Annotated in this window: 15 protein-coding genes; 8 read left to right on the top strand and 7 right to left on the bottom strand. The window is 52.7% G+C overall.

Annotation, left to right across the window (positions count from 1 at the left end):
* Nucleotides 1-52 precede the first annotated feature (52 nt).
* Nucleotides 53-2,308, bottom strand: a complete 2,256-nt coding sequence (locus tag ACXAFR_RS02260) for an esterase-like activity of phytase family protein (protein WP_475171514.1) — start codon at nt 2,306-2,308, stop codon at nt 53-55.
* Between the two features lie 212 nt (nt 2,309-2,520).
* Between ACXAFR_RS02260 and ACXAFR_RS02255 the strand changes: the two genes are divergently transcribed.
* Entirely contained in the window at nt 2,521-3,189 is a 669-nt protein-coding gene (locus tag ACXAFR_RS02255; RefSeq protein WP_475171513.1) for a MarC family protein, read from the top strand.
* Here ACXAFR_RS02255 and ACXAFR_RS02250 read toward each other — a convergent pair.
* Together ACXAFR_RS02250 and msrP are read right to left on the bottom strand one after the other, a co-directional pair.
* Complete coding sequence (locus ACXAFR_RS02250) at nt 3,117-3,842, bottom strand: protein-methionine-sulfoxide reductase heme-binding subunit MsrQ (RefSeq protein WP_475171511.1); 726 nt, start codon at nt 3,840-3,842, stop codon at nt 3,117-3,119. The genes ACXAFR_RS02255 and ACXAFR_RS02250 overlap by 73 nt on opposite strands.
* A 4-nt stretch (nt 3,843-3,846) precedes the next feature.
* Entirely contained in the window at nt 3,847-4,857 is a 1,011-nt protein-coding gene (msrP, locus tag ACXAFR_RS02245; protein WP_475171510.1) for a protein-methionine-sulfoxide reductase catalytic subunit MsrP, read from the bottom strand.
* 315 nt (nt 4,858-5,172) lie between these two features.
* On the opposite strand from msrP, the gene ACXAFR_RS02240 reads away from it, so the two are divergent.
* The 3 genes from ACXAFR_RS02240 to ACXAFR_RS02230 all read left to right on the top strand — a co-directional run bounded on the left by ACXAFR_RS02240 (nt 5,173) and on the right by ACXAFR_RS02230 (nt 8,152).
* Complete coding sequence (locus tag ACXAFR_RS02240; RefSeq protein ID WP_475171509.1) at nt 5,173-5,547, top strand: hypothetical protein; 375 nt, start codon at nt 5,173-5,175, stop codon at nt 5,545-5,547.
* A 236-nt stretch (nt 5,548-5,783) separates the two neighbouring features.
* Complete coding sequence (locus ACXAFR_RS02235) at nt 5,784-7,553, top strand: ExeA family protein (protein WP_475171508.1); 1,770 nt, start codon at nt 5,784-5,786, stop codon at nt 7,551-7,553.
* Entirely contained in the window at nt 7,553-8,152 is a 600-nt protein-coding gene (locus ACXAFR_RS02230; protein WP_475171506.1) for a general secretion pathway protein GspB, read from the top strand. The genes ACXAFR_RS02235 and ACXAFR_RS02230 overlap by 1 nt, the downstream gene beginning before the upstream one ends.
* A 31-nt stretch (nt 8,153-8,183) precedes the next feature.
* Here the strand turns inward: ACXAFR_RS02230 and ACXAFR_RS02225 are convergent, their stop codons facing one another.
* From ACXAFR_RS02225 to ACXAFR_RS02210, 4 genes are all read right to left on the bottom strand, one after another.
* The gene (locus ACXAFR_RS02225) at nt 8,184-9,107 is read right to left on the bottom strand and encodes a response regulator (protein WP_475171504.1); all 924 of its coding nucleotides are present in this window, start codon (nt 9,105-9,107) and stop codon (nt 8,184-8,186) included.
* Entirely contained in the window at nt 9,085-12,588 is a 3,504-nt protein-coding gene (locus tag ACXAFR_RS02220; protein WP_475171502.1) for a hybrid sensor histidine kinase/response regulator, read from the bottom strand. Before ACXAFR_RS02220 ends, ACXAFR_RS02225 begins: the two co-directional genes overlap by 23 nt.
* Before the next feature lie 185 nt (nt 12,589-12,773).
* Complete coding sequence (locus ACXAFR_RS02215; protein ID WP_475171500.1) at nt 12,774-13,499, bottom strand: ChrR family anti-sigma-E factor; 726 nt, start codon at nt 13,497-13,499, stop codon at nt 12,774-12,776.
* Entirely contained in the window at nt 13,499-14,080 is a 582-nt protein-coding gene (locus ACXAFR_RS02210) for a sigma-70 family RNA polymerase sigma factor (RefSeq protein WP_475171498.1), read from the bottom strand. Before ACXAFR_RS02210 ends, ACXAFR_RS02215 begins: the two co-directional genes overlap by 1 nt.
* Before the next feature lie 212 nt (nt 14,081-14,292).
* Here ACXAFR_RS02210 and ACXAFR_RS02205 point away from each other — a divergent pair, with 212 nt between their 5' ends.
* The 4 genes from ACXAFR_RS02205 to ACXAFR_RS02190 all read left to right on the top strand — a co-directional run bounded on the left by ACXAFR_RS02205 (nt 14,293) and on the right by ACXAFR_RS02190 (nt 18,580).
* A complete protein-coding gene (locus ACXAFR_RS02205; RefSeq protein WP_475171496.1) occupies nt 14,293-14,772 on the top strand; it encodes a nuclear transport factor 2 family protein in 480 nt (159 codons plus the stop codon).
* A gap of 520 nt (nt 14,773-15,292) precedes the next feature.
* Nucleotides 15,293-16,546 (top strand): NAD(P)/FAD-dependent oxidoreductase, encoded by a 1,254-nt coding sequence (locus ACXAFR_RS02200; protein ID WP_475171495.1) that lies wholly within the window; start codon nt 15,293-15,295, stop codon nt 16,544-16,546.
* Entirely contained in the window at nt 16,540-17,283 is a 744-nt protein-coding gene (locus ACXAFR_RS02195; RefSeq protein ID WP_475171494.1) for a DUF1365 domain-containing protein, read from the top strand. Before ACXAFR_RS02200 ends, ACXAFR_RS02195 begins: the two co-directional genes overlap by 7 nt.
* Before the next feature lie 31 nt (nt 17,284-17,314).
* Nucleotides 17,315-18,580: a class I SAM-dependent methyltransferase gene (locus ACXAFR_RS02190; protein ID WP_475171492.1), complete on the top strand. Its 1,266-nt coding sequence runs from the start codon at nt 17,315-17,317 to the stop codon at nt 18,578-18,580.
* Nucleotides 18,581-18,630: the final 50 nt, after the last annotated feature.

The following is an 18,630-nucleotide window of genomic DNA, read 5'->3' as shown; positions in this document are numbered from 1 at the left end:
CACTGAGATCACCGGCGCGAGGCCGGTGATCTTGTCGGGGGTTAGCGTTGGTTTACTTGCACAATTTGTGGATGTTGCCCAGAGAGAAAAACAGGGTTTCACCCGTCGCGTCATCGACACCATCGTTATCGGTAGCAAGCCAGGTTTTACCATTACGGGTTACAGCAAATCCTTCTAGTTTTTCCGCCGTCCAAACGCTGCGCTTTTGCATGGTTGGCAAAGCATCTACCAGGAGATGTTTTTTCAGCGTAACCAGTCCGCGACTGTCGCTTAAAGAACGAAAATCGGCCTTGGTCAGATTGACTTGGAAGACGGATTTTAAACCGGCAACGGGGCCGGTCGATTCTCCCCAACCTTTGTCGCGTTCGATTACCGCAAATTTGCCATTGGGGAGCAGGGTCAGATCGCTGAGGCCAATCCAACCGCCCTCAGTTTCGGCTTCAAGAGGATAGTGGACGAATGTCCATTCACCACTGGCAACATCGTAGCGACCCAACTTGGTTTCGACACCATCCTCATCGCCGGCGTCTGGCCAGGCACGTTGAATAGCGGCATATAACACTTCTTTTCCTGGCTTGCCTGTCACCGCAACGCCTTCAAAGCCGTTGCTACGGGCATTGGCTTCCAGTGCGTCAGGCAAGAAGATTTCTTCAAGTACCGAGCCGTTGGCTGCGACTTTCAAGATTGCGTTGGGGCGATCTTCCGCGTCGCCTTCACTGGCGACCCAAAAACTGCCGTCCTTACCCACGGCGATACCTTCCAGATCGAGATCGAAACTGGCACCGGTCACTTCAATACGGTCTGTAATTTGTGCGGGCTTTTGGCTGACGTCGATGGTGTAGATAAAGCCGCTGGCCAGAAAAGAATCGCTGACCGCGTAAACGGTACTGTTGTCGACGGGGTCACCCGCAAGACCTGAAAGCGCGACCCAGGGAATCGGATTGCCGGATGTATCTTCAACAGATTCAATCATCGGGTAGCGAGCTTGCTTGGCACCGTACCGATAGATGTTGACCATGGTTGGAATACCATCGTCGGCAACTTCGGTTTCCGTGGCGGCAACAAAAAGGTTTTTTTGCGGAATGGCTTTCAAACCTTCTGGGGCGATACCCGTTGGCAGAATTTGACGTAATTTCGGTTTGCTGGAATTTTTGACGTCGTAAACGCCAACCATATTGGATCTCTCTGAGCCGACAAATAACAGCTTGGACTTTCCGTACTGTCCAAATTCGACGGCCTCTGGCTCTACGCCTTTATTTTCTGAACGGCTTTCATTGTACTGTCCGACTTTGGCGATCAGGTGTTCAAAGGATTCGGCAGACTCATACTCAACGGTGCCGTCCTGATTGAACAGGGTGAAGCTGCGGCTGCCGCCTTCTTCACCATTGGCATCTTCGTAATCACCTTCGTTGGCTGACGCAAAGGTGTCGCAGTCGATCCAGGAAACCGCATCCGGCTCGCGACGCTTAGTGATGGTGGAATCGAAATGGATCAGATCCTCTTCTTCAGTATCGACGTTCTTTAGGGTAACCTCGCCGGCCGGAAAATGATTAAGCACCGATCCTGAAATCATGTCGACGATGGCGAAGTAGTTGTTTTCCTGAAACGAAACGACGGCTTCGTTGTCTGCATTGATGTCGACGTATTCTGGCTCCAGGTCATCGCCGAAAGGCGCTGCTGCAGCAACGTCACTGAGATCAATGGTGTTCAGCTGCCACTGGTTGGGAGCCCCTTTAAGCAGGACTGAAACGAGTCCACCTGTCGGATACTGGGGCAGCAACCCGCCGTTGTAATCTTCGTCGCGTTCGTTTTCGAGTACGATGGCAACGCGCTTTTTGTCGGGCGATAAGGCGAGAGAGTCTGGCTGACCGGCGAGGGCATGTTCTGCAATAATATTTTGATTAAAGCGGTTGATGACCACCAGCTTGCCGGAAGGATTGGTAAAACTCTCTGACGTATTCACCCCGATAATGACCCAGGGTCCTTTGATAACGAGACTGGTTGGTTCACCTCCCAATTCGACACTGCCTTGGCCTCTGGGGTTGGCAGGGTGGCGAATATTGATAAAGCCGACTGCACCATTTTCAGCGTCGGTATAAGCCAGTTGTGTACCATCTGCGGATACATCTATGATTTCTGCGACGCCAGAGCCATTTTCTGCCATCACGTCAAACGTGGCCAGATGGTTGAAGTATTGGGTGTTGGAAGCGTTGCCTGCTTCTGCTTGAAAGGTCAATGCACCCAGTGTCATACCGATAGCGCAGGCGAGACGTTTGCGTTGTAGAGGACGGAAAAAGCGTCGAATCATAATTGGGTTCCCACGAAAATCATCAATTCCTGTTTGATTGGTCTAGCGGTAGCATGCTGTCGATATAGCAGTGTCCGCTATGTTATCGGTGCTGGCGCACCGTGGTGGGAAGTGTCACATAGCAAAGTGACAAATTGGTGACAGCGAATTGCCGTAAGGGAACGGCATACTGCTCTATAATTTTTATATTTTATGATGAGATAGCGTACTGAATGACAGATCTACTCAAACAATTCGTTTTACTTTGGTCGGTAATCGATCCCATCGGGACGCTACCCGTATTCCTTGCGGTAACGGCAGGTTATTCCGATCCTGTCTTGGTGCGTAAAATTGCTTTTAAGGCAATCACCATTGCCGGAGCTGTGCTGCTGTTTTTCGCGGTTGCAGGTGAGTATTTGCTCGATGCGTTGGAAATTCCTTTACCGGCGTTTCAGATCGCTGGAGGACTGGTGTTGTTTCTCTTTGCGTTGACCATGATTTTTGGTGAGGGTAAACCGGAGGAGGAATTACATCTGGTGGAAAAAGGCATGCAGACCGCCGTATATCCTTTGGCTATTCCATCGATCGCGTCGCCTGGGGCGATGACGGCCGCAGTGTTGCTCACAGACAATCACCGCTTTTCGTTTGTTCATCAGAGTATGACGGTGGTGGTGATCCTTGTTGTTCTCCTCATCACTCTGGTATTGATGCTACTCGCTAGCCGCCTGCTGAAAATTATTGGGCAGTCTGGCGCCAGTGTCGTGAGTCGGGTCATGGGGCTGATCCTCGCCGCAGTTGCCGTCAACGCCGTACTGGCTGGCCTGCAAATTTATTTTGGTCTCGACAGCGCCGTGCCCGAGGGTGGTTTGACGGCGCCCGCCGTGGAATCCTCTTCGGTATGAGTTTGGGGTGGGGGCCGTTTGGCCTGCCGTTGACGTTTTTGCCGGGCTAAACGTCGCCACTCAGGTAGCCGGGTGGCGGTAAGAGCGACGGCGAAAATGAGGTAGATCAACGGTTCGCCGATCGCTGATTTCACTGACCACAGAAAGTGCAGGCAGCCAAGAAACGCTGCAACAAAAACAAGTCTGTGCAGTGGTTTCCAGCGTCTTGCCAAGCGTCTGACAATCTTTGGGATGGAGGTGACCGCCAGAATCAGGAGAATCACCAGTGCTAGCAGGCCTACGATGATGTAGGGGCGGCTGGTCAATTCTTCACCGATGAGCGCCCAGTCAAATTGAAGATCAAAGGCCAGATAGCTGCCAAAATGCGCGACCGCAAAAAAGAAACTGTACAGACCCAAGGGGCGCCTTAGTGATGTCAGCCGGCTCTGCCGCAACCAACGGGCCATGGGTGCCACAAGAAGCGATAGCAGTAACAAGCGCAGTGCATCGAGGCCAGTGGCGTGGATCAGTGCTTTGACGGGATCGCCACCCAACTGATTCGTGAAAGCGCGGTAGAACAAAGAGATCAGTATCCATAGGCAGATGACGTGCAGTGCGATACGCAACCACAGATACAGTTTGGGATTCGGTTGAAACATACGGGGTTTGATCATCGAGTTAAAACTGGCGCGTCAGATCCATACCCTTATAAAGTTGCGCAACCTCCTCGCCATAGCCGTTGAAGGCTTGGGTTGGAATGCGCTTATCACTGCCGATTCCGCCACCGACGATGCGACGCTCACTGCCCTGGCTCCAGCGGGGGTGGTCTACTTCGGGATTGACGTTGGCATAGAATCCATACTCGTTTGCCGCAGCAAGGTTCCAGGTTGTCGGCGGTTGTTCGCGAACCAGTGAGATTTTGACGATGGATTTAATGCTCTTAAAGCCGTATTTCCAGGGCACCACTAATCTCAGTGGGGCACCGTTTTGTGGGGGGAGTGTTTTACCGTACACTCCGACCGCCATAAAGGTGAGGGGGTGTTGGGCCTCGTCCATGCGCAGACCTTCGACATAGGGGAAGGAAATTCCACCACCCAGAAACCGGCTTTTCACCCCCGGCATCTGGTCTGGGTCATTGAGTGTCTGCATGGCAACATAGCGGGCGCTGGATAAGGGTTTGGCTTTTGCGAGCAAGCTGGCCAGAGGGAATCCCACCCAGGGAATGACCATCGACCAAGCTTCCACACAGCGCAGGCGGTAAATGCGCTGCTCCAAAGACTGACCGTAGATGTCGTCGTAACTGAGCGTTACCGGGTTTTCCACTTCTCCATCAATGGTCAGCTGCCAGGGGTCGACCTTGAACGATTGAGCGTTTTCGACAGGATCAGATTTAGCGGTGCCAAACTCGTAGAAATTGTTGTAGCTCAGAACGGTTGCTTCTTTTGTCAGAGGATCTGCCGCCTGGAAATCCGAGCTTTCAGAGAACGTCAGTGCCCGCTGTGAGAATGGGCTCGCTGCTTTCTCTTTACCGAATAGATCCAGTAGACCCGCGGAGGCCGGGCGCGCCAGCAGAGTTCCCAATCCGATATAGCCTAGATTGCGTAGCAACTGCCGGCGATTATGGTAGGTCGATTCCGCCGTGGTCTCAGATTCTGGCAGTTGCCAGGGTTTAGGGCGTCGGATCAGCATGACAAAGGCTCCTGTGTGCCTGCTACGATATCTCAAGTTTACGTGACAAGCTGGCCCCAGGTTGACTTTCTAGCGACTAAGGTGCTGAATTCGATGCCGCGGCGTAAATTGCTGTCACCTTACAAGACCCGCGCAGCCTGACAAACCTTACCTACATGGAAAAATTTTCTTGTGGCGAGGCCTTGCAGGCCAGCGATGGCGTAAAAATACAACCTTTTATTCGAACTGCTGTCAGATGGACTGACCATTCGATGACACATAACCATTAGGCGATGTACCTTTTCTGGGAGGAAATACACAATGAAGAAGAAGCCAATGACTTCACTTTTAAAGGCTCTGGCCGTCACCGGTACCGTGGGATTCAGTGGATTTACACTGGCCGATTGTACGCAGCCGGATATGCCCGAGATGCCCGAGGGTGGCAAGGCTTCCATGGAGCAGATGCTTGAAGGTCAAAAATCCATGAAGGCCTTCCAAGCAGAAAACGCTGACTATATGACCTGCTTGGAACAAAAGTTCACAGCCGCGGAAAAAACCGTGAAAGACGGTGCTGATGAAGACAAAGCGGAAGCTTTAAAAGCCTACGAAAGTGGTATCAAAGCCTACAATGACGCAGTTAATGCTGAGAAAGGCATGGCAGAAGATTTCAATGCCCAGGTGCGCGCCTATAAGGAAGCGAATCCAGGCTAAAGTACTGAAAAACACGCTGTTGTAAATTTATCTATACTGTAAACGGGGGCGCCAACCGATGACGTCCCTGTTTTTTTGTTCCTAATGTATCTGTTGTGAAGTCATAAAAGCGGCTTGTGACAGTCCTGTCATTGTCCTTATAGGCAGGCTTCATGCATAATTCACATTGACGTCAGCATGAGGCTGCAAACTGTCACTGCTCCCCAATAAACAAGGCTTGTTGAACTAACTCCACTATGTATGCCGAATATTTCGGACTGAAGGAAGCGCCTTTCTCCATCGCTCCGAACCCCAATTACCTATATATGAGTCCGCGGCACCGGGAAGCCCTGGCGCATTTGCTGTACGGGGTCGGTGTCGGAGGCGGTTTCGTCCTGTTGACCGGTGAAGTCGGAACCGGCAAAACCACCGTGTGTCGCTGCTTTCTTGAGCAAATACCTGACGAAGTCGACGTGGCATTCGTACTCAATCCATTGATGAACAGCCAGGAATTGCTGGCGACCGTTTGTGATGAACTGAGCATCGAGTATACCCAGGAGCAGGCTACAACAAAGGGTTTGACAGAAGCTCTTTACCATTTCCTGCTGATGAATCACGCCCGGGGTCGCAACACCGTCCTGTTGATTGATGAGGCACAGCTGCTCGAGTTTGAGGTGCTGGAGCAGATTCGTCTGCTAACCAATCTGGAAACCAATTCCCGCAAGTTGCTGCAGATCATTTTTATCGGCCAGCCGGAGTTGCGTGAGCTGTTGCGTCAACCTCGATTGCGGCAGTTGTCCCAGCGGATTACAGCAAGATTTCATATCGAACCTCTGAATCAACAGGAAACGGCAGACTACATTCGTCACCGTTTACAAACTGCCGGACAGGCGGGAGGCATTGAGCTCTTCAGTGACAAGCTCATCGCCCGCATTCACCAGTTTTCTGGCGGTGTCCCTCGATTGATCAACGTTGTGTGCGACCGCATGCTGTTGGGAGCATACGCTCAGAATCGTACCCATCTGGATGGCAGCCTGTTTGAAAGTGCCATTTCAGAAATTCGCGACGAGCAGGATTTACCTGGCAAAAGCACTTGGCGCTGGCCATTAAAACACTGGCAGAGCGGTGCCATCGCGGCAATGTTGCTTTTCGGAATACTAATATGGCAGTGGCCATTGTTGGCGGGGCTGTTTTCGTCGAATCCCTCGCGGGGAGAGGAGGTGGTCGAGGCCGCACCTGCGCAACCACCCCAACAAGAATCAGGCAAGCGTTCGCCTCTTAATGAAGTGGAAACCTCATCGTTGCAGGAGGTTTCTGAGGCGGAGCAGCGCGATGTGGTCGCTGCCGCTGAAGAGATTGAAATTGCCGATACTGATCGCCTGCTGGCGGTAAGCTACGAAACGCGCGAAGGGGCGATCAATCAGCTACTGAAGATGCGCGGGCGCTACCAGTTAAAATTTTCGGATCCTTGTGCCGAGATAGGTGCGCTGAGCATGCGCTGTGAACGGGAATCCGTGCGCAATTGGTCAGATTTTCGCAGTTACGGTCGACCGGCAGTGCTCTCTCTGGACTTCGATGGAAGAGAGCGTTACGTCGCTCTGGTGGGGATGTCTGATCATCTGGCGATGCTCGCCAATAAAGAGCGCCGCCTGGAGATTCCGTTAATCTCGTTGGGCCGTTGGTGGACGGGAGATTTTCAATTTATCTGGCATCCACCGGAAGGATATCGCGGTAACTCGTTGGTTGCCGGTGAGCGTTCGCCAATGGTCAGTTGGCTGGCGGATGTTTTTATGGAGCTGAACGACGATCTTGTATTGCCGTCGGGAGAGGTCTACTCTTCTCAATTGCAGCAGCAAGTTCGAGAGTTTCAGAGAGTTGAGGGATTACAACAGGATGGTGTCGTCGGGTTGAAAACTCTGCTGCGCCTGAATGTGGCTTTGGGCCTGGATGACCCATTGCGTGAAATTGGAGACGGTATTAGCGACAACACCGCCGCTTTGGCGGACATCTACCAGGAAGACCCCTGATGTCGTACATTCTTGATGCCCTAAACAAATCCGAAAGTGAGCGGGTAGAACGGCAAAAACTACCGACCTTGCAGTCTCGCCACGGTGTCGTTGCTGCGCCGGTTGAACGCAAGTCCCGTCGCCTGGTACTTATTGCGGCCGTGGTCGCCTGCTGGTTGTTGACAATTGCTGTGCTACTGGTCAGTCGTTTGGATGTGACAGTATCTGCCGGTCATCAAACCGCTGAGGCCGCTCCGGTGGCTGCGGCTCCAGCACAGCAAGTTCAGGCGACAGCTCAGACCCCAGCCCAGGTGGCTATGGCTCCTGCGGCTGATAATTCATTTAGTGCCGCCAATGCGAATCTCTCGAACGATGAATTGCCGTTTTTGACAGAGTTGCCCACCTCTGCTCAAGAGGGCCTTCCGCCGTTGGATTACTCCGCCCATATTTTCTCCGGTACAACCAGCCGCGGTTTTGTGATCATAAATGGTCGCAAACTGTACAGCGGTGATCGCCTCTCTGCAGAGCTAAAGATTGAAGACGTTCTGCCAGAAAGTGTCGTCGTTAATTGGCAGGGGCGTCGTTTTCGACTGGCTGCCATGCAGAACTGGCCGGGATAACAGACAGATTCGCATTACCTTATCGGTGGGGTTACATGCTGCCGATGATGGCCAGAGCTTTACTGGCGGCTGCAGTGCGATTTTCCACACCGATTTTTTGAAAAACCTGCTCCAGGTGTTTGTTAACGGTTCTGGGGCTTATAGACAGTATCGTGGCGATTTCCCGGTTGGTTTTGCCGCGGGATATCCACATCAAAACCTCTGCCTCTCTGACCGTTAGTCCCAATTGCTCCCGTAAACGTTCGTCTTCCCGTACCTCGGATTCTTGAACCAATCGCAACAGATATTCGCTTCGCATCTGGCGTGCTTCGACCATAACGACAGTAAATGCCTTGTCGGCTGTTCGCAGGGACAGCTTCTGCCGTGGCAGTGGCTCTCTTGCCAGCCACTGGGCAATGGGAGCCGTGAGCCCGGATTCTCGCCAGGAAAAAGCCGCGCCAAGGGTTTGTAACCAGCGGTTTGCCTGTGGCGTTGCCCACAGTAAATCTCCTTCTGCGTCGACCGTTAACAGTGGCTGGCCGATCGAGTCGTGGGCGGTGCGGGCGCTGGCGGTGAGCCGTGCGTTTTGTAAATGCACCCGCATGCGCGCCAGCAATTCATCGGGCTTTACGGGTTTGGTGAGATAGTCGACACCGCCAGCATCAAAGGCTCGCACCAAGTCCTGAGTGTCTGTAAGGCCGGTCATAAAGATGACGGGAATGTCGGCTAGGGCTGGGTCGCGCTTGAGCTCCCGACAGGTTTCGAAACCGTCCATTTTCGGCATCATAGCGTCGAGAAGAATAATATCGGGGGGCATTCGTTTGGCGATGTTCAGCGCTTGCTGCCCCTCTAATGCGACCAGAACATCGATCCCGGCTTGCTCAAGCGTATCATTGATGAGGCTGAGCGCATCGGGCGAGTCGTCGGCGACCAAGACCAGATCCTGGCGTTGTTTATCCATGTTGGTTGGGGGCATCGTTGAGCACTTCCTGAATGTGGTCAAATCGCATGGCTGCGGCCATGTCGCGCAGGCTCTCGACATCGAGCGAACCTGTGTTTCCGGTCGCCTGAATCTGGTCCAGCACCGCCAGAAAACCGCGTTTGTGGCCAATGGCGGCTTTCTCTTTCAGTTCTGTGAGCAGTGTATTGTTTCCCTTCTGAGTTGGGAGACCAAGGCTCGCCGGAGTGGATGTAGTTTTGCTGGAGGGGCTGATCAATTCCTGTTGGTTCTGGGTGGGTTCAACCTTTTGGGGCCGTGTGGGGGTGTAGACCCAGGTCAATTTGAGCAACTCGCCAATTTTGGCGATAAAGGCCTGATTGCGGAACGGCTTGGTCATATAGCCATTGTGCTCGACGCTGCGCGCTTCTCCAACATGGGTTTCCGTCGCATTGGCAGACAGCATCAAAATCGGTGATGAGTATCCCTGATGGCGCAATTGACTGGCGAGATCCAGGCCGCTCATACCGGGCATATTGACGTCCAGTAGGCAGAGGTCGGGAACGCTTTTTGTCATCCATTGCAAACATTCCTGCGGGTCTTTGGCTTCGATCACGATAAAACCCAATGGGGTCAGAATTTCTGTTACTAATCCGCGATGCACTGGCTCATCATCGACCACCAGCACTTCACGACGTTTGCCATGGTAGCCGATGATGGATCGAGATTGTGTGTCGACGGCCGGAGGCTGATGGATGCTGCTGAGCATAAGAGAAACCTGGAAGCGACTGCCCTGGCCAGGCTCACTCGTGATTTGCAAGTTGCCGCCGAGAACGTCCGTGAGCAATTTGACGATGGTGAGACCCAGTCCGGTCCCGGCGACGGCGGGGGCGTCAGCCGTACGTACGCGTTCAAACGGTCTCAAAATGCGTTCAATGTCTTCCTTCGCAATACCGATGCCGGTGTCTTCAACGATAAATTCTGCGACCTGAAAGCGGTAGCGAACGTGGAAGTCGACTTTGCCAGATACTGTATATTTTACCGCGTTGCTCAGTAGATTCGTCAGAATCTGGCGAACGCGGCGTTCATCTGCTGCAACATAATCGGGTAGTGGGGTGTGTTGATGAAAGGTGAATTCGAGGCCTTTCCCGTGAGCCTGATCCGAAAAAAACTCCACCAGTTGATGCAGTAACTCGCCGATGTTCACCGTGTTGCGGTAAATGTCCAGGCGCCCGGCTTCAATTTTAGAAATTTCCAACAAGCCTTCGATCAGATCAACGAGGTGTTCACCGCTGTTGCGAATAATGGTTAGTGCTCGAGACTGGCCCGGTTGCACGTCGTCGCGGTTTTGTAGCAGTTGAGCGTATCCAAGAATGGCCTGTAGAGGCGTGCGCAGTTCATGGGTGATGCCGGACAGGTAGCGGCTCTTGGCAGCGTTGGCTCTTTCGGCGGCTTCTTTGGCTTGCTGAAGTGCCAGATCGGTTTCTCGGTGGGCGTCAATTTCCCCCATCAGTAACTGAGTTTGACGGGTGGATTCCTGCTGTGCAACGACCCGGCTTTCGTGGGCGAGTAAAAACAACCAGGCAATGACACCGGCGATAACCAAAACGATGTAGAACACGGTCCACAGGGTCTGGTTCACCAAAGACAGCTGGCTGTCACTGTGGTTGCTGGCCAATTGATAGTAGATAAGCGTTAGAAAGCCACCTGTCACCAGGGCGATGGCTGCGAAGATGGCGCCAAACCTCAGTGCCCGGGAGCGGGCAATGGCCGCCGCGTGGCGAGGCGTAAACAAGTGCAAAAATCTGGCGAGTTGATCACCCAGTCGAGCGCGATCCTTGCAACTATCCAGGCAGCGCGCGTCGAGGGAGCAGCATAATGAGCAGATATAGCCGTTGTACGCCGGACAGCGGCTGATATCTTCGGCGTCAAAATCGTTTTTACAGATACAGCAGGTTAACCGATGGGCGCGGAGAAAGGGCGCTTTATCCCCGGGACGGATGGTGACCGGAGAATCCTTTCGCGCAAGGTAGAAGCGGCCTCCGGTTAGGGCGGCCATAAGTGGCATCATCAAAAAGCAGATGCCGAGGCTGAGATAGTGAGCGAGATATCGCGCCGTATCCCCAAAGAGGCCCAAGTAGGCCAGTAGACCGATAAGAGACGCTGTAAACATTGAGACCAGGCCGACGGGATTGATGTCGTAGAGGTGAGAGCGTTTGAATTCAATCCGTGCAGGGCTGAGACCCAGCGGTTTATTGATCAGCAGTTCTGCGGCCAGGCAACCCAGCCAGCTGATAGCGATCAGGGCGAAGGTGCCGACAATGGCTTCCAAAGCCTGCAGAATTCCCAACTCCATCAATAGCAGGGCAATGGCGACATTGAACACCAGCCAGACGACCCGCCCCGGGTGGCTATGGGTGAGCCTTGAAAAGAAATTGGACCAGGCGATTGAGCCGGCGTAAGCATTGGTGACGTTAATTTTCATTTGCGAAACGATCACCATGACACCGGCCAGAATCAGCGCAAACGTTGGCGAGTCGGTGACGTAATTAAAGGCAGTCTGGTACATGTAGACCGGGTCTATGGCCGTTTCGAAGCCGAGGCCAGCACTTACCGCGAGATAGGCCAGGAAAGATCCCAGCAACATTTTAGGCAGGCCCACCAATATCCATCCTGGACCCGAAATTAACGTCCAAAACCACCACTGATAGCGATTGGATGGCCTCTTGGTCGGCATAAAGCGCAGATAGTCCACTTGCTCGCCGATCTGGGCGACCATCGCAAAAAATAATGCTGAACAGGCGCCGAACAGGCTCAAATTGAAGGAGGTCGCCTCGGGAAGTTGGGACGGGGCGTAGTGCGTCCAATCGTCGACGTTGTCCAATTCATGGAAAGCGACTATCGCCAGGGCGGAAATCTGCAAAAGCAACCAGATCGGTTGGGATCCTAATTGGAAACGACTGATGGCCGTGATGCCGTGGCTAACAATGGGGATGACGAGTAAGGCGCAAAGGATATAGCCAATGTTTACAGGTATTCCGAAGAGAGCATTGAAGGCAGATGCTAAAATGGCAGCTTCGATGGCGAAAAAAATAAAGGTGAATGTCGCGTAGATTAATGAGGTTAGCGTCGACCCCAGGTAGCCGAAACCTGCACCGCGAGTCAGTAAGTCGATATCCAGACCTTCACGTGCGGCAGTGACGACAATCGGTATGCCGGTCAGAATGATAACCGCCGCCAGAGCCAGCATCGCCGCCAGCGCATTGATGAAACCGTATTGTAAGGTTGCTGCCGCGGCCAGGGCTTCCAGGGCCATAAAGGCCGTCGTTCCCAGTGCCGTTTGACCTATTCGGGCCGCGCTCCAACGGCGCGCGTCTTTTGCGGTAAACCGCAGAGCGTAATCTTCTAGAGTTTCGTCTGCGACCCACTGATTATAATCGCGTCTGACGCGAAAGATTGATTGAGGTGCCTGACCCTGGATGTCATCGGTTGCGGGGGATTGTGATTCGGGACTGCCCATGACGACATCGCTGTAACCAAACCATTAAGTCTGCACAGATTCCAGAGGTGATACAAGAACCTCGAACTTGACTGACACAGGCTCTCGCAGTTATCGCAGAAATCTACGGTATTTTGTTTGGCAGGCGATTATCGAGATGTCGGTTTGGATGGTTGTTTCTTGCGCCGCAGCCATCTCGTCGTGAGTCAATTGGCAAAATGACTTCGTCGCACGACAGGATTCAGCAGGCGCGAAAACCAACCGGTAAATTCTATGGGAGCGGCAACGGATGTGAGGCAGATACACGCGACGTCTGTGTCAGCAATGGGGCTGTGGTCCTGCAGGGACGCCTTGTTAAAAATGATGTCGCCTCGCTCGTAACGACCACTGTCGTCTTCAAAACCGCCTTGTAGAACCACCGTGATTTCCTCGCCGGTGTGGCGATGGGCAGGCATTTTACTGCCGGGTTTTATTTTAAGCAGTTCCAATTTTGAACCGTCGACATCATTGGGAAAACGCACGGTCTGGATGGCCGAACTCAGTCGTTTCCAGGACCTGCCATCGGTCCTGTTGGTCAAGAAATTCTGCAGGCTGGCCGGGAGTAGATTGTGCTCCGGCAGGCGCCGCTGATCGTTGCTGTGATGGGGGATGCTAAAAGGGCATTTGCGCGCCTGAGCTGATGCTTTTATCTGAATGGCATCGGCATTGTCTATCGCGTCCAACACTTTATTGCGCAGCTCTTCGCTAACTTTGGCGTCGCTGGCTGACGTTTGCTTAAAGTAGGTAGCTCCCACCATCTGTAACCGTTGAGCCTCGCACCGACAGCGGTGGCAGAGTTCTATGTGCGCGGCAATGCACAGAGACTGACTCAGCGGTAAATTGCCTGCGGCAAAAGCCGTCAGGTAATCGTCAGAAGGGTGGTGAGAAATCATTAAGCATAACCTCTAACGAGCACCTCCAACTTCTGCAAAGCGAGGCGCGCTCTCGATTTGACGGTGCCGAGTGGAATGTTTAACTCGGCCGCGGTCTCCCGCTGTGTTTTGCCTTCCAGGTATATCTTCGCAAGTACCTGGTTTTGTTCCGAAGGCAGTGTCTGCAGCCCGTCGTGAATTTTTTCGCCAATGCGTTTCTGTTGTGTACGCTCGAACGGATCAGGTTCGTCACATTCAATGGTGGCAAATAGGCTATCTGCATCGACATCAGCCGCATAACGGCCATTGCGTCGCAGATAATCAATGCGACAGTTTCGAGTCAGCGTAAAAACCCAGGTATTTACGTTTGCCTTTTCAGGGTTGTAAGTACTGGCCTTCAACCAGATTTTCAGCATGACATCTTGGACCAGCTCATCTGCGACGAGGCTTGACCCAGGGTCTCGATTTAAGCTGAAGGATTTGATCAGTGGCGCAAAGTGATCGAATAAGCGACTGTAGGCTTCTCTGTCGCGGTCTTGGGCAACGCGGTGAACCAGTTCTTTCAGGTCTTCAGGTGAATTGGCTTTTTGCGACTGTCTCATTATGGGCCTCTGATGCTGATGGACGATGTCGGACCGCATTCCCATCAGCGAATCCGATCAACTATACGTTTCCGTACGACGACAGGTTCAGCCCGAAGGCCCGGGAATTCTCCTATCTGGCAGTTGGGAAGGCTGCCGAGAAACCCTGCTCCTGTTCTTACAACCTCATGACTCAGGTTGAAGGATAGGCCGAAACATCCGCTATTTCGACAATGAACTTAAAATCTCAGGTCAGCGTAATCATCGCCATGATGACTATCCGGAGTTTTCCAGTGATTCCTGTCACCGAGCGCTTGAAAGGCCTGATGCGAGAACCTTTGCAAGTTGATCCGCGTGAATTCATGCTCACCTATGATGACCATGTCATCGTGCGCAATCCCTTCATGCAAGTGCAGGGAGCCGCCGACCTGTATGCGAGGTTGCAGGAACTGTGCCGGTGTCTCACATTTGCTCGAGTTGAGTACCTGGATCAAATGATTGGGACCGACTCTGCTTACCTAAAGTGGCAATTGCACTACCGGCATCCGAGGCTTGGGCAGCAGACTCACAATCTGCGCGGATTCACGCATTTGGAGTTTGGCGAGAAGATTCGATTTCAGGAAGATTGTTTCGACACCGGTCAGGCTGTCTACGAACAAGTCCCCATGGTTAGCGGGATGGCGCGATGGTGGCGGCGCAGAATGGCGAGCTGATCTTATCTTTAGGGGGCTGCGTATTACTGGATGATCGGTTTCTTAATGCAAACAAAGGTGGTCGGTAACGTAATCTTTGAAAGATTGTGCACAGCGGAAATGAACGTCATTGCCGGAGCCTTTCAAAGCCACGCTTAGTCAAGCTAAGCGTGGCGAAGAGCAAGCGTCAAACGCTGTGGCGGAGAGAGAATTTTGCAATATTTGCAAAATCGACTGCAGGCTTTTCCCAATTTTGCAGACTCTATAATTAAACAGGCGGTCGCAGGACTTACTGTCCGATAGAAGATCTCTCTACAGTGTCGATCTCAGACCGTTGGTGGTACATCAGACTCAACGGTTTTTCCGCGCAGTTAAGTCTCAGGCTTTGGCCGTTTACTTGGCCACTTTGGGACTTGTGCCTGACTGATTGAGTCGGTACCTTGCACCGCGCCTGAAGTGCTAGCATCCTGCCAAATTAACCGAGTTTGGCGCCGAATTGCTTCTTTTCGGGAGATTTTCTAGGTTATATAGGGTTGATTGATTGAAGATTGCGGTTATCGGCACAGGTATTTCCGGACTGACCTCTGCCTACTTATTGGATGCCGAGCACGAGCTGACCTTGTATGAGGCAGAGGATTGGATAGGTGGTCACACAGCAACGCGCAGTGTCGAGGTAGCCAGCGGTCGCTATAACATCGATACCGGGTTTATCGTTTTTAATGACGCCACCTATCCCAATTTCATTCGCCTCCTCGGTCAATTAGGCATTGGCGCTCAGGCGACGGAAATGAGCTTCAGTGTCCACGCTGCAGATACTGGCCTCGAATATAACGGCGGTACCCTCAATGGGCTCTTCGCTCAACGCCGTAATTTGGTCAAGCCCGACTTTTGGAAAATGTTGGCGGATATTCTCCGGTTTAATCGCGAGGCCTTAAAGGACTTGGAAGCCGGGTCTATCAGCGCGGGTGAAACCCTTGGTGAGTATCTGTCCGCGCACGGTTACGGCCAAGCCTTTCGCAATCATTACCTGATCCCAATGGGAAGCGCCATTTGGTCTGCCGGCTTGGCGGATATGCTGGATTTTCCACTGCAGTTCTTTGTGCGTTTCTTCAAGAATCATGGCTTATTGCAAGTCTCTAATCGTCCCCAGTGGCGTGTCGTCGAAGGTGGATCAGCCAGTTACGTGACGGCGCTGCTGAAAGGAATGCGGGCCAGAGTTCTCAGCAATACACCTGTACACCGGGTAACTCGCGACGACGGCGGTGTCACCGTAGAGAGTGCGCAGGGCTCGGAGGTTTTTGATCAGGTTATATTTGCTTGCCACAGCGATCAGGCCTTGGCGATGCTGACAGATGCCAGTCCTCAAGAGACCGACATACTGGGGCGAATGCCGTACCAGGATAATTCCGTTATTTTGCACACCGATACGCGTTTGCTACCGAGTCGACGCAGAGCCTGGGCGGCGTGGAATTATCATCTCCAAGGCAACGCAACCAACGCAGCTCAGGCGCTGGTTACCTATAACATGAACATTCTGCAGGGACTTAGTGCTCCAGAAACCTTCTGTGTCTCGTTGAACAATGATGATCAAATAGATCCTACTGCAATTTTGGGCCGTTACACCTACGCCCATCCCGCATTTTCATTAGCGTCTGTGGCAGCGGCAGAGCGCTGGCCAGAGATTAACGGTGTTAATCGCACTTGGTATTGTGGTGCCTACTGGGCCAATGGCTTCCATGAAGATGGATGTCTTAGCGGCATTCGGGTCGCCCGTGGACTTGGGGCTGAATGGTGATCGAACGCAGCGCGATTTATACGGGATGGGTTGGACATCGGCGTTTGACTCCCCGACAGCACAGCTTCCGCTATCAGTGTTTTATGGTGTATCTAGACCTTGCTGAGCTTGATGACGTCTTGTCGATGGGACGTGGCTGGTCGACCCGACGGGGCTTTCCCGCCCGCTTTGTGCGCAGTGATTATCTCGGGGATCCCGAGCGGCCGTTATTGGATAGTGTGCGCGAACTGGTGGCAACAGAATTGGGGCTCGATCTGCAGGGGGCTGTCTGCCTATTGACCAATCTGCGCTATTTCGGCAAGACGATGAATCCGATCAGCGTCTACTATTGCTATGATTTAGATAATCGTCTGCGAGCGCAGGTTCTGGAGGTGACCAATACGCCCTGGAACGAGAAAACAACCTATGTCCTGGCCTGTGACCCCGAGCAGGATCTCCAGCGTATTTCGTTTGACAAGGCAATGCACGTATCGCCTTTCAACCCTATGAATGTCCGCTACCATTGGCAGAGCAACTGCCCTGGAGAGGTGTTGTCTGCTGAATTGCGCAATGAGATTGACGGTGAATGCAATTTTACCGCGACCTTGTCGCTGAAGCGTGAGCCGTTGATACCCGGTAAACTGGATGGTTTGCTGCTGCGTTACCCGCTCATGACATTAAAGGTGGCGACCGCAATTTACTGGCAGGCGGCGCGACTTTGGCTAAAACGGGTGCCGATTTTTGATCATCCGGGATGATAACCCTGACATAAATAAAGTATGCGTAGTTATGAGTGAACAGAGTATTGGTGACCTGCAATCCCGTAAACGGCAGGGCAGTTTTCTCGACGGGTTGGCCCGCAAAGTGGTATTGCGTTTTCTCGGTCAGTTGCAGGACTGTGAATTGGCGGTCGAAGAAAATGGTGAGCATTTTGTTTTTGGTGACACGTCATCTGAGTTAAAAGCGCAGATCGTAATCCATCAACCCTGGGCGTATCGCAGTCTGTTGAGTGACGGTTCCATAGGTGCAGGTGAAAGTTATATTGATGGCGCTTGGTCGTCGCCGGATTTGGTCGCTTTGATTCGCGTTTTTGCTCGGAACATCGACCTCTTAAATAAATTGGACCGCCGTTGGCCGCTGCTATCGTCGCTATTGAATCGTATTGCCCATCGCGGTCGGGCAAACAGTCTGAGCGGTTCGCGGCAAAATATCGCAGCCCACTACGACCTCAGCAATAAGTTCTTTGAATTGTTCCTCGACCCCCAAATGATGTATTCGGCCGCGATCTACCGGACGGATTCGACCTCTCTGGAAGAAGCCGCTGTGACGAAGTTGGAAAGGGTGTGTCAGCAACTGCAGCTCAACCCCAGTGACCATCTCTTGGAAATTGGCTCTGGCTGGGGGGGCATGGCAATTCACGCAGCGCAGAATTATGGCTGCCGCGTCACCACAACGACATTATCCCGCGAACAATTTGAATGGGTCCAAGCGCGGGTGGATGCCCTGGGGTTGAAGGATCAGATTACGGTATTACTGGATGATTACCGTGAGTTACAGGGATCCTATGACAAACTGGTTTCCATCGAGATGATCGAGGCTGTAGGGCATCAATTCTACGACCAGTATTTTCGGATGTGTTCGCAACTTCTGAAGCCCGAAGGGTTGATGATGTTGCAGGCCATCACCATCGCTGATCAACGATTTGACGACGCCAAGCGTTCTGTCGACTTTATTCAAAAATATATCTTTCCCGGAGGCAGTTTGCCTTCGGTCGCGGTCATGGCGGATTGTGTATCGCGGTGTACTGACATGATGATGGTTGATTTGCGCGATATGGGCCGTGACTACGCGTTGACCCTGAAAGACTGGCGCCAGCGATTTATGGCGCGGCAAAATGACGTTGAGGCGCTGGGTTTTAGGGCGGATTTCCGGCGCATGTGGGAGTTTTACCTGGCCTACTGTGAAGGGGGCTTTCAAGAGCGTGCTATCAGTACGGTGCAAGTGCTTATGGCGAAGCCGAGAGCGGAACTGGCGAGAGGATTTCGTCCAGTTTGAACTGACTGCTCTGCCATACTGTCTGTAGTCAACGTGTTTCAGTAAAATCG

The sequence above is a fragment of the Pseudomaricurvus sp. ABR4_320 genome (assembly GCF_056159445.1).
Note: the sequence above shows the minus strand (reverse complement) of the source record. Positions and strands in the feature narration are given on the sequence as shown.